10 protein-coding genes are annotated in these 13,598 nt (G+C 54.3%); 9 read left to right on the top strand and 1 reads right to left on the bottom strand.

Annotated features, from left to right (window positions below):
• Positions 1-749 precede the first annotated feature (749 nt).
• From A8O25_RS14590 to A8O25_RS14550, 9 genes are all read left to right on the top strand, one after another.
• Complete coding sequence (locus A8O25_RS14590; protein WP_066836124.1) at positions 750-1,463, top strand: SDR family oxidoreductase; 714 nt, start codon at positions 750-752, stop codon at positions 1,461-1,463.
• A 27-nt stretch (positions 1,464-1,490) separates the two neighbouring features.
• Positions 1,491-2,609: an NAD-dependent epimerase/dehydratase family protein gene (locus A8O25_RS14585; protein ID WP_066836122.1), complete on the top strand. Its 1,119-nt coding sequence runs from the start codon at positions 1,491-1,493 to the stop codon at positions 2,607-2,609.
• 45 nt (positions 2,610-2,654) lie between these two features.
• A complete protein-coding gene (locus A8O25_RS14580; RefSeq protein ID WP_082893662.1) occupies positions 2,655-4,724 on the top strand; it encodes an SDR family NAD(P)-dependent oxidoreductase in 2,070 nt (689 codons plus the stop codon).
• A 4-nt stretch (positions 4,725-4,728) separates the two neighbouring features.
• Positions 4,729-5,733, top strand: coding sequence for an MDR/zinc-dependent alcohol dehydrogenase-like family protein (locus tag A8O25_RS14575; protein ID WP_206598694.1), 1,005 nt, complete (start codon positions 4,729-4,731; stop codon positions 5,731-5,733).
• 245 nt (positions 5,734-5,978) lie between these two features.
• Positions 5,979-7,025, top strand: coding sequence for a Gfo/Idh/MocA family protein (locus tag A8O25_RS14570; protein ID WP_066836194.1), 1,047 nt, complete (start codon positions 5,979-5,981; stop codon positions 7,023-7,025).
• Complete coding sequence (locus tag A8O25_RS14565) at positions 7,015-8,139, top strand: glycosyltransferase (protein ID WP_241499036.1); 1,125 nt, start codon at positions 7,015-7,017, stop codon at positions 8,137-8,139. The genes A8O25_RS14570 and A8O25_RS14565 overlap by 11 nt, the downstream gene beginning before the upstream one ends.
• 474 nt (positions 8,140-8,613) lie before the next feature.
• Complete coding sequence (locus A8O25_RS14560; protein WP_066836189.1) at positions 8,614-9,753, top strand: CgeB family protein; 1,140 nt, start codon at positions 8,614-8,616, stop codon at positions 9,751-9,753.
• A complete protein-coding gene (locus tag A8O25_RS14555; RefSeq protein WP_066836120.1) occupies positions 9,743-10,867 on the top strand; it encodes a CgeB family protein in 1,125 nt (374 codons plus the stop codon). The genes A8O25_RS14560 and A8O25_RS14555 overlap by 11 nt, the downstream gene beginning before the upstream one ends.
• Before the next feature lie 353 nt (positions 10,868-11,220).
• Positions 11,221-12,351 carry a CgeB family protein gene (locus tag A8O25_RS14550; protein ID WP_066836118.1) on the top strand — a complete coding sequence of 377 codons (1,131 nt, stop codon included), beginning with the start codon at positions 11,221-11,223 and terminating at the stop codon, positions 12,349-12,351.
• A gap of 72 nt (positions 12,352-12,423) precedes the next feature.
• Here A8O25_RS14550 and A8O25_RS14545 read toward each other — a convergent pair whose 3' ends face one another.
• Positions 12,424-13,215, bottom strand: coding sequence for a polysaccharide deacetylase family protein (locus A8O25_RS14545; protein ID WP_066836180.1), 792 nt, complete (start codon positions 13,213-13,215; stop codon positions 12,424-12,426).
• Positions 13,216-13,598 lie beyond the last annotated feature (383 nt).

The following is a 13,598-nucleotide window of genomic DNA, read 5'->3' as shown; positions in this document are numbered from 1 at the left end:
CAGCAGCAGAACAATAACGATGACAACTTATTTTCTGGATTGAGCTAGCACCGGCTGGGCCAGATGCTCGCGACCAGGCTTTAAGAACGCTTCAAGGCAATGAGGGCGTCTCTTGTTAAAACTTGATTTTCCTTTTGGTTGTGCAGGCGAAAACAGGAGCAAAAGGTTCTTCTACAGCGTATTTTGAGCAGCATAACAGCGCTACGGGGAGAGACAACCGCCAGGTCAGGTTCTGTTGAGGCCCGTTTGCAGCGCAAAAGACAAATGTAAACCTGCTCTTAGATCGTGGTTTTTCAAGTTGCGGTTTTCTGTTTTGGCGCTGTTTTTCAGAAAACAGGCCGAAAACAGAAAACGGTTGTCCTACCTCAAAAAAGTAGATTACTCAACCATCTTCTTCTTGAACGCCTCTTTTGTCTGCCTTCCCTGAACAATACTTTTCATTTTATCAGAATAGCACAAATCAATCGCATCTCTTTACATAGGCCACCTTTCCACCAAACACCTTGGAACCAGCCTCATACTACCAGGTCGCTCTTTCCCCCTCCATTCACGCTCTCATCTGCCCTCACTATTATTACAATTTCTATAAAAATAAAACTCCGGCAATAGACACAAAGGATAACGCCGTTGCCCTATCCGTATAAATACCTATTCCTTGAATTTACCTAAACCCCATGCCGTTGAATCACGTTTTGTTGACTTGAAAGAAAGCAAAATAACTATATATAAATCCGTCAGCATCTTCTTCTATGGCAGCAACCTCTTCCCATACCCAGAAATCCGTAGCCGTAGTAAGCGGCGGAGCATCGGGAATTGGGAAAGCTATCGCGGAGAAACTGGCCGCAGCAGGCATAAACGTCATCGCAGCCGATGTGGCGGCTGGCCCAACAGGCACAGGAGTTGATTATTTCACCTGTGATGTCACCCAACCAGAGGACATTGACGCGCTCTATGCCCACGTGACCCAGACCTACGGTCACCCGGATGTACTGGTATGCTGCGCCGGGCAAGGCATTCATGAGAAACTTACGGAGGGCGATCCCGCCAAATGGCAGAAGGTACTGGACCTGAACATCATGGGTACGCTGCGGCTCATCAGGGCCTTTACGCCCGGTATGCTGGAGAAAGGAGCCGGCGATGTGGTCATCATGAGTTCCGTTTCGGCGGGACAGGCATACCCGTACGGTGGCATTTACGCGGCCAGCAAGAGCGCCCTCAACATCATTGCCGAGACGCTCCGGCAGGAGACGCTGCCCAAACTGCGGGTCACCACCATCGCCCCGGGCGTCACGGATACCCATTTCTTTGAGAACACCATTTCTGGCTATAACACTGTTGAATCTATCGGGTATGGCGCGTTGAGCCCTGCGGAGGTAGCCGAGACCGTGCTGTTTGCGTTGCAGCAACCCCGGCACGTCTCGCTGAACTACCTCACCCTTCGGCCCACGCCACAACCCTTTTAACCCCCTAAAAAACACCCACGAATGACGATGAAAAAGAAAGTATTGATTACGGGCGGCGCTGGCTTCATTGGGTCGCACCTGGCAGATGAACTGATCAACTTTGGGTATGAGGTACGCGCACTGGACAACCTTTCTGAGCAGGTGCACGGCAAAGACTGTGAGCGCCCAGAATACCTGAACCCAGCGGTAGAACTACAAATTGGCGACGTGCGCGACAAAGCCGCCGTCATGAAAGCCCTGGACGGGGTAGATGCCGTGTTCCACTTCGCGGCCATGGTGGGTGTGGGCCAGAGCATGTATGAGATCAAGGAATACACAGACGTGAACAACATCGGCACCGCCGTTCTGTTGGAATGCCTCATTGAGAAACCCGTGAACAAACTGGTGGTGGCCTCCAGCATGAGCATCTACGGTGAGGGCCTATATAAATCAACTTCCGGCGAGACCGTCACCGCCGTTGAGCGCGGTCTGGAGCAACTGAAAGCCGGTGATTGGGAACTGAAAGATCCCAAAGGCGAAACCTTAAGGCCCGTACCTACGCCAGAGTCTAAAATCCCGTCACTTTCGTCGGTGTACGCGCTGTCTAAGTATGATCAGGAGCGCCTTTGCCTCATGGTAGGCCGCGCCTATAACATCCCAACCGTGGCCATGCGCTTCTTCAACGTGTATGGTACGCGGCAGGCGCTTTCCAACCCGTACACGGGCGTGCTGGCCATCTTCGCATCAAGGTTCCTGAACAACAACGCCCCTATGATTTTTGAGGACGGAAACCAGCAGCGCGATTTTGTGCACGTGCGCGACGTGGCATTGGCCTGCCGTCTGGCCATGGAAAAAGAAGAAGCCAATGGGCAGGTTTTCAACGTGGGCAGTGGCAACAACTACACCATCAGAGAAATTGGCGAGCGTCTGGCCGAGGTAATGGGCAAGCAAGACTTGATGCCAGAGATTACGGGCAAGTACCGCGTAGGCGACATCCGGCACTGCTACGCCGATATCAGCCTGGCCAATAAAGTGCTCGGTTTCTATCCGCAGGTTGAGTTCAACAGCGGCTTAACCGAGCTGGCCGACTGGCTGGAGGGACAGATTGCGTACGACCGCGTGAATGAGGCCAGCGCCGAACTGGCGGCCAGAGGCTTAACCGTTTAACGCTGCGTTTCTGACCTGTTTTTCCCAAAAGAAGCTAAAAACGCTATGACTAAAATCGCTAAAACTCAACCTATACATACTCCCCTCGCCGCCCCTACCATCGGCTTGGTTGAATGGTTCCAGCCCAACGAGCACGCCCGCGTGGAGAAAGTGCTCGCGGAACTGAAGGAACTGGGCGTGACCGAGCTGCGCACCGGCATCTCCTGGGCCGACTATTACACCCCCAGCGGCAAAGACTGGTACGCCTGGTTAATCCCTACCCTCGCCCAACAGGTGAAGGTGCTGCCATGTTTCCTGTACACGCCACCATCTCTAGGCGAGGTTGCCAAAACCTCTTCCCCACCCAGAGACCTAAAGGCCTTCGCCGATTTCCTGGACGTGATCATCACCGACCTGGGCCAGCACTTTGAGTGGGTAGAGCTCTGGAACGAACCCAACAACAAAGTAGAATACGATTATACGCTGGACCACAGCTGGGACAAATTCGCTGAGATGATTGGCGGCGCGGCCTATTGGGCCAAGCACCGTGGCAAGAAAACCGTGCTGGGCGGCATGAGCCCCATTGACCCTAACTGGCTGCAACTCATGTTTGATCGTGGCGTGATGCAATACATTGATGCCGTGGGCATCCATGGCTTCCCCGATGTCTTCGATCAGATGTGGGAAGGCTGGGAAACCAACATCAGCCGCGTGCGCGAAGTCTTGGACCGCAACGAAAGCAAAGCCGAGCTCTGGATTACCGAAGCTGGTTTCTCCACCTGGCAGCACGATGAATTCAAGCAACTGCAGGAGTTCCGGAACGTGTGCCAGGCACCGGTAAACAAAGTGTTCTGGTACAGCCTGCATGACCTGGATCTGGAGCGTTCTACCGTGGGCGGGTTTCACGTAGATGACCGCGAATATTACTTCGGGCTAAAGCAAACCGACGGCTCGCCTAAACTCCTGTACCGCCTCTGGGCCGAGAACGGATTGGAAGGTCTAAACAAATTCAACTTCATCCGCCGCAAAACGGATTTCTCCAACCAAGAGCGCTATTCCGTAGTAACCGGCGGTGCCGGGTTTGTGGGCACTAACTTGGCCAAGCGCCTCTTGGAGCAAGGCAAGCGTGTGCTTATTTTTGACAACCTCTCCCGCACCGGCGTAGAGCGCAACCTCCAGTGGCTGCACGAAAACTACGGCGATAAACTGGAAGTATATGTAGGCGATATCCGTGATTTGCAGTCGGTGAAGCGGGTGATGAAGTATGCCAATGAGGTGTTCCATTTCGCGGCACAAGTTGCCGTGACCACTTCGCTCACGGGTCCCATTCAGGACTTTGAAATCAACGCCCGAGGCGTGGTGAACGTGCTGGAAGCCATCAGAGCCCAGGACAATCCGCCGCCACTGGTGTTCACTTCTACCAATAAGGTATATGGCGGCCTGGAAGATTTACAGTTTCTGCCAGACAAAACCCGGTATAACCCGTCAGATAAAAACATTCTGGCCAGCGGTATCTCTGAGGCCCGTCCGCTGGATTTCCACAGCCCCTACGGTTGCTCAAAAGGAGCCGCCGACCAGTACGTGGTAGATTATGCCAGAACCTATGGCATTCCGGCCGTGGTGTTCAGAATGAGCTGCATCTACGGTCCGCACCAGTACGGCAACGAAGACCAGGGTTGGGTAGCCCACTTCGCCATACGCGCCATTGAAAACAAACCCATCAGTATTTACGGCGATGGCAAACAGGTGCGTGACATCCTGTTCGTGGAAGACCTGGTTGACGCGTTTTTACTGGCACAGGAGAACATGAAAGACCTGTCGGGTCAGGCGTTCAACATTGGCGGCGGCGTAAAAAACACCACCAGCTTGTTAGAACTTTTAGACCTGATTGGCACCTACCGCGGCAAGAAAGTGAACTTGAGCTTCGGTGATTGGCGCCCCGGTGACCAGCACTATTATGTCTCTGACATCCGCAAGTTCCATGAGGCCACGGGCTGGTACCCCAAGAACAGCGTGCAGGAAGGCGTAGCCAAACTGTACCAATGGCTCTGCGAAACCAGAGGCATTGAAGTTTCCCTGCCCGCCCCCGTTGCCACCGCCGTTGAACAAGAAACCGATAACGTAGCCGTCGCTTAGTTTTATGCAGACTGATCTTTTCCAAGACACTCCAGACACCGCCGTCGCCACCTCCATGGCTGCGGCGGTGCTTACTGCGCCCCAGCAGGTTGAAATCAAAGAAGTAGCCCTGCCCGAGCCTACCGCCACGCAAGTGCGCATTAAGCTGGAAGGCTGTGGCCTCTGCGCCTCCAACATTCCCGTGTGGGAAGGCCGTGACTGGTTCACTTACCCCATCAGCGCAGGAAATCCTGGCCACGAAGGCTGGGGAATCATTGACGCCGTGGGTGCCGAAGTGAAAGACCTGCAGGTGGGCGACCGCGTGGCGGCTCTTTCTTACAATTCCTACGCCGCCTATGACGTGGCTGAGGCTACTTCTGTGGTAAAATTGCCAGCCTCCTTGGCAGGTAAACCGTTCCCAGGTGAACCGCTAGGCTGCGCGATGAACATCTTCAAACGCTCCGACATCAAGGCGGGCCAGACGGTGGCCATTTTGGGCATCGGGTTTTTAGGCGCTTTACTGGTTCAATTGGCCAAAGAGGCGGGCGCCAGGGTTATTGCCATTTCCCAGCGTCCGTTCTCTCTGGACATCGCCCAACAATGCGGTGCCGATGAACTCATTCCCATGAATGATCACTACAAAATCATTGAGCAGGTGAAAGACCTCACCGGCGGCGTTTTCTGCGACCGCGTGATTGAGTGCACTGGCAAGGAGTGGCCCCTGAACCTTGCCGGCGAGTTATGCAAGGAACGCGGCAGATTAATCATTGCCGGTTTCCACCAGGACGGCATGCGCCAGGTAAACATCCAACTCTGGAATTGGCGCGGTCTGGACGTCATCAACGCCCACGAGCGCGACCCGCAGATGTACCTTGACGGCATGAAAGAAGCCGTAGACGCCGTAGAAAGCGGCCGCCTGAAACCAGACATGCTCTACACCCACACCTTCCCGCTGGAAAACATGGAAGAGGCGTTTCAAGCCCTGACCAACCGCCCAGACGGATTCATGAAGGCGTTGGTGACGATGTAGACTCTCACTTATTCCGTCCCCCTTTGAAGGGGGTAGGGGGATGACATGGCCGCTTAAAGCTTAATTAGCTCCGGCTATAAGCAATGGTTTGAAAAATTGAAAGCGAGAAAGCCAAATTCTACAGGAGTAATCACCCCCCTACCCCCTTCAAAGGGGGACGACCAACAACAAACACAAACCCGTTTTTGGCCTACTTTTCTGAAAACAGGCCAAAAACGCAAAACACAACCATAACCCTTTACACTATGGCGGAAGAGACTGTACTAGAACCTACTCAAGCCGCAGCGGCCCCTACCGTTGCTCCTACTGATACTTTAAAACTCGGCTTTCTGGGCATTGGCTGGATTGGCCGTAACCGCATGGAAGCCATTGCCAATTCGGGCGTGGGCGAAGTAACCGCCGTGGCCGACCCTGTACCGCAAAACGTGGAGGAGGCCCAGAAAACCGCGCCTAACACCAAAGTCTGCCAAACCATCAATGAATTGTTAGAGGAAGACATTGAGGGCGTGGTCATCGCCACTCCCAGCGCCTTTCACGCCGAGCAATCCATCATTGCGTTAGAGAGCGGCAAAGCCGTTTTCTGCCAGAAGCCGCTGGGCCGCTACGCCGAGGAAACCAAGCGCGTGGTAGAGGCCGCCCGCCAGGCCAATACCTTACTGGGCGTAGACCTTTCTTACCGCAGCACCGTGGCCATGTGCAAAGTCTATGAACTGGTGAAATCAGGTGAGCTAGGCGACATCTACGGCGTGGAGCTGGTCTTCCACAACGCCTATGGCCCCGATAAGGCCTGGTTCTATGACCCCAAACTGTCGGGCGGCGGCTGCGTGATTGACCTGGGTGTGCACTTGGTTGATTTAGCCCTCTGGACACTAGGTTTCCCTGAAGTGGAGAACGTGACCAGCAGCCTCTTCTCCAAAGGCAAACGTGTTACCCCCGCCGATGGCAAGGTAGAAGACTACGCCACCGCCAGCATTCACCTGGCTACGGGTCCGCACGTGCAGTTGAGCTGTTCCTGGAACCTACCCGCGGGGCAGGAAGCCATCATCAGCGCCACGTTCTACGGCACCAACGGCGGCGCCTCGTTCAAGAACGTGAACGGTTCCTTCTATGACTTCGTGGCCGATCGGTTCTGGGGCACCAAGACCGAAACGCTGGTCTCTCCGCCAGATACCTGGGGCGGACGTGCCGCCGTAGAATGGGCCCAACGGGTAGCCAACGGCGAGAAATTCAATGAAGAGGCAGAGCAGTTTGTAAAAGTAGCCACCGTTTTAGACCGCATCTATGGTAGATAAGCAGCACAGAACCGTTCTCATGACCACCGACACCGTAGGCGGCGTCTGGACGTACAGCCTGGAGCTCATCCGGGCCATGGCGCCGCACCACGTGCACTTTTACCTGGCCACCATGGGTGCCGCCATTACCCTGCAGCAACGGCAGGAACTGACCGTCCTTTCTAACGTGACGGTGTACGAAAGTGAATATCAGCTGGAGTGGATGGATTACCCCTGGGCCGATGTGGACGCGGCCGGTGAGTGGCTCCTGGAACTCAGCCGCGAACTCAATCCAGACCTCATTCACCTCAACAACTTCTGCCACGGCCAACTGCCCTGGAACAAACCCGTGCTCATGGTCATCCATTCGTGCGTGCAGACCTGGTGGCGCGCCGTGAAAAACGAGAAAGCCCCCGCCGGCCGAGACTATTACTTTGAGCGCGTGCGCGATGGCCTGCATGCCGCCGATGTGGTAGTAGCCCCTACCCAAGCCATGCTCACCGAGGCCGAAGCCGTTTATGGCACATTTTCGCAAAAACAGGTCATAAACAACGGCCGCGACCCACACGCCTTCCGCTTCGGGCGAAAGGAACCGTTCATCTTCAGCATGGGCCGGGTCTGGGACGAGGCCAAGAACATCGCCCTCCTCACCCAGGTAGCCGATGCCGTGGACTGGCCTATTTATATAGCCGGTGATGCCACCCACCCCGCCACAGGCGAAAACAAGCTCTTCAAGAACGTGCACTTCCTGGGCAAGCTGTCCCAAAGGGAAATTTCTGATTGGCTTTCCCGCGCCTCTTTGTACGTGCTGCCTGCCAAATATGAGCCTTTCGGGTTATCCATTCTGGAGGCTGCGTTTTCGGGTTGCGCCTTAGTGCTGGGCAAGATTAACAGCCTCAAGGAAGTCTGGGACCGTTCCGCAGAGTTCGTGGAAACAAACGATGTAGAAGGCCTCACCGCCATTTTGCAGAAACTGATTGATGATGAATTCCTCCGCAACATCATGGCCTGCCGTGCCGTGAAGAAAGCCCAGGATTACACCGCCGCCCTCATGGCGCAGGAATACCTGCAAGCTTATGCCAGTCTGCAAGCGCGCGTGAAAACAGAAGCAGCGAATCAGGTGGAGACACTGTAATTAAAGCATTCCTGGTGGTCCCCCTTCGGAGGGGATAGGGTGAGGACAAGGACGGTTGCTGATAGGAGTAGCTCATGCTAAGAACAAAACAGTGAACATCTGCAATGCGTGAACCTGCAGGTGTAAACATCCCCCTTCGCCCCCTTCAAAGGGGGAGTATCAGAAAGGCACGGAAGTAAATCCGCGTCTTAGTAAGTGAACGTTTGAAGAAGCAGATTCTCCCCTTGAGGGGAGATAAAGAGGGGTGTTTACAATTGAAAAAGAATCAGCAATGTCTGGCTCTCCTGTGTAATCCTCCCCCTACCCCCTCCAAAGGGGGACGACCAGCAAAAGAAATTTGAGGCTCCGCCTCATGGCAGTTGAGAACTTCCCGCCATTTCAGGTCCAAGTCCCAGACTTGAACCTGAATAAAAAATTAATAAAACAAAAAGTCTTAAGTCTTACATCTTGAGTCTTATGTCCCAAAAAATGCCTATGAAACTTGTCTTATTCTACCACTCCCTCCTCTCTGACTGGAACCATGGCAACGCCCACTTCCTGCGCGGCGTGGTGACGGAACTGAAATCCAGAGGCCATGTCGTGCAGGTCTATGAACCCAAAAGCGGCTGGAGCCTGAGCAACTTAATTGGCCAATACGGCGAGCAAAAACTGGAGGAACTACAACAGTATTATCCGGGTCTGGAAACAAATTTTTATGAGCTGGATTCGCTTAATTTAGACGAAGTTCTGGCGGGCGCCGATTTGGTGCTCATGCACGAGTGGAACGACCATGAACTAGTACGCCGCGTGGGTGAGCACAGAACGCAGAACAATTACCGCCTGCTATTCCATGACACCCACCACCGCGCCGTGACCGAACGCGAAAGCATGGCCGCCTATGATTTGACTCATTATGACGGAGTGCTGGCCTTCGGCCAAGTTATCAAAGAGTTATACCTCAAAGAAGGCTGGACCCAAAAAGCCTGGACTTGGCACGAGGCCGCCGATACCCGCGTTTTTTACCCCCACACCAAAGATTCCTTTGACGGCGACTTGGTCTGGATTGGCAACTGGGGCGACGAAGAGCGCACCGCTGAATTGCACGAATTCCTTTTAAATCCAGTGAAAGAACTCGGCCTGAAGGCCAAAGTGTATGGCGTACGTTATCCAGACCACGCCATTAAATCCTTAGCCGAAGCCGGCATTGAGTACGGTGAGTGGCTGCCCAATTATAAAGCGCCCGAGGTATTTGCCAGGTACAAAGTAACGGTGCACGTGCCGCGCAGACCGTACGTAGAGGCGCTGCCCGGCATTCCTACCATCCGTCCGTTTGAGGCCATGGCCTGCGGGATTCCGCTTATTTCGGCGCCGTGGGAAGACGCTGAGAACCTGTTCGCCCCGGGCAAAGATTTCCTGGTAGCCCGCAACGGCGAAGAAATGAAACAGCACCTGCAAACCGTGCTCACCGACCAGCGCCGCGCCATGGACTTAATGTGCAACGGCCTGCGCGTCATCAACCGCCGCCATTCCTGCGCCCACCGCGTCAATGAACTGGAAGCCATCTGCGCAGAACTGGGCATTGCCCCCTCTAAAATTTCCTCCACGTCTAACTCCCCCGTAGCATATGCAGAATAAAAAGCTCAACATCGCCTTTTTCGGATCAAGTCTGGTTTCAGCGTACTGGAACGGGGCCGCCACCTATTACCGTGGTATCGTGCGGGCCCTGCATGCCCGCGGCCACCAGGTTACTTTCTATGAGCCAGATGCCTACCAGCGCCAGGAAAACCGCGACATCCCAGACCCCGAGTACGCCAAAGTAGTGGTGTACCAAGCCACCGAGGAAGCAGTTTATAATGCCTTGGAAGACGCGGCTACCGCCGATGTGGTAGTGAAAGCCAGCGGCGTAGGCGTGTTTGACGAACTGCTGGAGGCCGAGGTGCTGAAACTACAAAGCAAAGACCGCCTCGTGATTTTCTGGGACGTGGATGCCCCCGCTACCCTGGACCGCGTGGAAAGCGACCCCGCCGATCCGTTCCGCCCCTGCATTCCGCAGTATGATTTAATCTTAACCTACGGCGGCGGCGACCCCGTGGTAAATGCCTACACTAAACTGGGCGCCAAGAAATGCGTGCCCATCTACAACGCTCTGGACACCGCCACCCATTACCACGTTGCGCCAGAGGCGAAATTTGAATGTGACCTCGCGTTTTTAGGCAACCGCCTACCCGACCGCGAAGCCCGCGTAGAGCAGTTCTTCTTAGACGTAGCCGCCAAATTACCAAAACAGAAATTCATCATAGGCGGCAGCGGCTGGGGTGATAAACCTCTGAGTGCCAACGTAAACTACATCGGGCACGTGTACACCAACGAGCACAATGCCTTCAACTGCACCCCCAAAGCCGTCCTGAACATCAGCCGCGAGAGCATGGCCCGCTACGGCTTCTCCCCCGCTACCCGCGTGTTTGAGGCCGCCGGAGCCGGTGCCTGCCTCATCACTGATTATTGGGAAGGCATTGACTTCTTCTTCGAGCCAGACACAGAGATTCTGGTAGCCAAAGACGGCGAGGAAGTAGCCAAGTTGCTGCAAGGCTTAACTCCGGAACGCGCCAAAGCCATCGGGGAAGCCGCCTACAAAAAAGTACTGGCTAAGCACACCTACGGGCACCGTGCCGATGAACTGGAGCAACTGCTCTTGACCACCCCACGCACCACTGCCAAATCTTCGGCCGCTGATGCGCTGGTGTCTTAAATGAGTTTCCGTTTTGGCTGTTTTTCAGAAAACAGCCCCAAAACAATAACTAGATATACCTACTTCTGGCGCAAGCGTCCGCTTGTGCCAACGCATAGCAGATTCAAAATGCGTGCGGACACAAGCGGACGCTTGCGCCAGGAAAATTGTTAGCCGCTTCTACTATTGCTGTTCGGGATTTGCAATCCCGAACCACTCTGTCGCGGATTTATCAATCCTCCGTGAACCACGAGCAGAATTGGCAGGCATGGGGATTCCAAACCCCGACAGAGGGCTTTCGGATTGAGAAATCCGAAAGAGTAAAAAAGAAAAAAGTCTAGCATCTAACATCCAGATACTAACATCTCATCACCATGAGTCAAATAAAACATCTGAACATAGTCATCCTAGGTTTGTCCATCACCTCCAGTTGGGGGAACGGGCACGCCACCACGTTTAGAGGGCTGGTGCGCGAACTGCGTAACCGAGGCCACCATATCCTGTTCCTGGAGCGCGATGTGCCGTGGTACGCCTCTCACCGCGATTTACCCAATCCTGAATACTGCCAACTGGAGCTGTACCAATCCTTAGATGATTTGCAGGCCCGCTTCACCGAGCAGGTGCGCGACGCGGATTTCGTGATGGTTGGGTCTTATGTGCCCGAGGGCGTGGCCGTGGGTGAATGGGCCATCAACACCGCGCAGGGCGTGACGGGCTTCTATGACATTGACACGCCGGTGACCCTGGCCAAACTGGCCCGCGAAGATTACGAGTACCTGCACCCGCGCCTCATCCCGATGTATGACCTATACCTGTCGTTCACGGGCGGGCCCACGCTGGAAAAGCTGGAGAAAGAATTCGGGTCGCCTATGGCGCGGCCGCTGTACTGCTCGTTTGACCCGGAGCTGTACTTCCCCGAACCCAACGAGGAGAAAGTATGGGACTTAGGTTACCTGGGCACCTATTCAGATGACCGCCAGCCGCCGCTGGAGAAACTCATGCTGGACGCCGCCCGCCAGTGGGAGTTGGGCAGCTTTGTAGTGGCGGGTCCGCAGTACCCAGACTCTATTCAGTGGCCTGAGAACTGCGAATACATCCACCACCTTCCGCCCGCTGAACACCGTAAATTCTACAACCGCCAGCGCTTCACCCAGAACATCACCCGCGCCGATATGATCAAGGCAGGATACTCGCCCAGCGTGCGCCTCTTTGAAGCCGCCGCCTGCGGTACGCCCATCATCTCCGACTATTGGGACGGGCTGGATGAAATCTTTGAGTTCAACAAAGAGATTCTGGTCTCCTACTCCGCTGAAGACACCCTAGGCTTCCTGATAGATTTACCCGAGGAAGAACGCCTCGCCATTGGCGAACGCGCCCGCCAGAAAGTGCTTACCCAACACACCGCCGCCCACCGCGCGCAGGAGCTGGAAAGCTATGTATTGGGAGTCCTGCCTTCTGAGTCTAGCGTTCTAAGTGCAGAGGAAGAAGTGGAGCTGGGGAGTTGATTGTAGTTGAACGTATTTGTGATTTCCGTTTTCGCTGTTTTTCTCAAAACAGGCCGAAAACAGGACCCGCTCCTACTTCTTCACAGCGCCGGCCGTTTTTAAATGCTGGGCGGCCTCCAGAAAAGTGGTTGTCCATATCTCTTTTTCGTGCTGTTTCAGAAACTGCGCCAACTGGCGGTGCGCCTCATTGGAGACGTTGAGGCCATGGCCGCCGCCTACACCGTGGAACAGGAACACAATCAGACTATTGCTCTGCATGGCCTTTTTCACCAGGTCAATCAGCTCTTGGCCGGTTTGGCCGTTGCCGCTGTAGCAGCCAATGGTGTAGAGGTCTCTGGGTGCAAAGGGCACCAGCTCATTGTGCACGCCACGGGCCGCTACAAACTCGCCCTTCATTTGATCCAGATAAGAAACACCGTTGAGTTTGGCATCGCCGCAGGGGTAGGCAAAGGTGCGTTCTTTTTTGCCGTCAATAGCTTCCAGCACGGTGTTGGTCATGCGCAGCTCATCTATAAGCCGCCGCATGGAGTATTTAGACAGATCATACTCAGACACGAAGTTGCGGCCGGGCAGGCTGCCGTCACAGGGGTGGAAAAGGGTGTGGTTGGCCAATTCGTGCTGGTTGGCGGCTACCTTCTTCCACTCGGGCAGGCGCTGGGTAAAGGCACGGGCCCCGGCGGTGAGGTAGAAGGTTCCTTTCAGGTGGAGCGAGTCCAGCACCGGAATCACATTGTCCAGGTGCACGTCTAAGGCGTCATCATACGTAAGCACCACGGCACATTTTTTCTGGTTCCAATGCTGGGCCTCCGCCACAGAAAGGCTCAAACAGCAAAACAGGAACAGAAGGGTTTTTCTAAAGATCATCTGGGGTGGATAAGTGACCATACAACAATCAAGCGCCAGCCCTTGCGGTACAAAGCCTGAAATTACTACCCAATATACAGGATTTTCTAATTGCCAGGGAGTGATTCTGCTCCGGAACCGGTCATGCTACCAGGCATCAGACTTGTTCAATCTGGCTTTGGGGGCAAGCACTCCATCTTCATTCCCCAACCACCCCTAGGGGCAACCGGTATCCAGCGGTAAGCCAGATACCCATAGAAAAAGATAAAGGCAATGATCTGCTTTAAGTGCCGGTACATTATTTCTTTAGCAGCAGGGCACGTTCTGTTTTCTTTTTTCTTAACTATTAAATTAAATATAGCATGGCATTAATAAAAAAAGTTGACTTTGATTATTATTTCATT

This window comes from Rufibacter ruber, assembly GCF_001647275.1.
Taxonomy (GTDB): Bacteria; Bacteroidota; Bacteroidia; order Cytophagales; family Hymenobacteraceae; genus Nibribacter; species Nibribacter ruber_C.
Note: the sequence above shows the minus strand (reverse complement) of the source record. Positions and strands in the feature narration are given on the sequence as shown.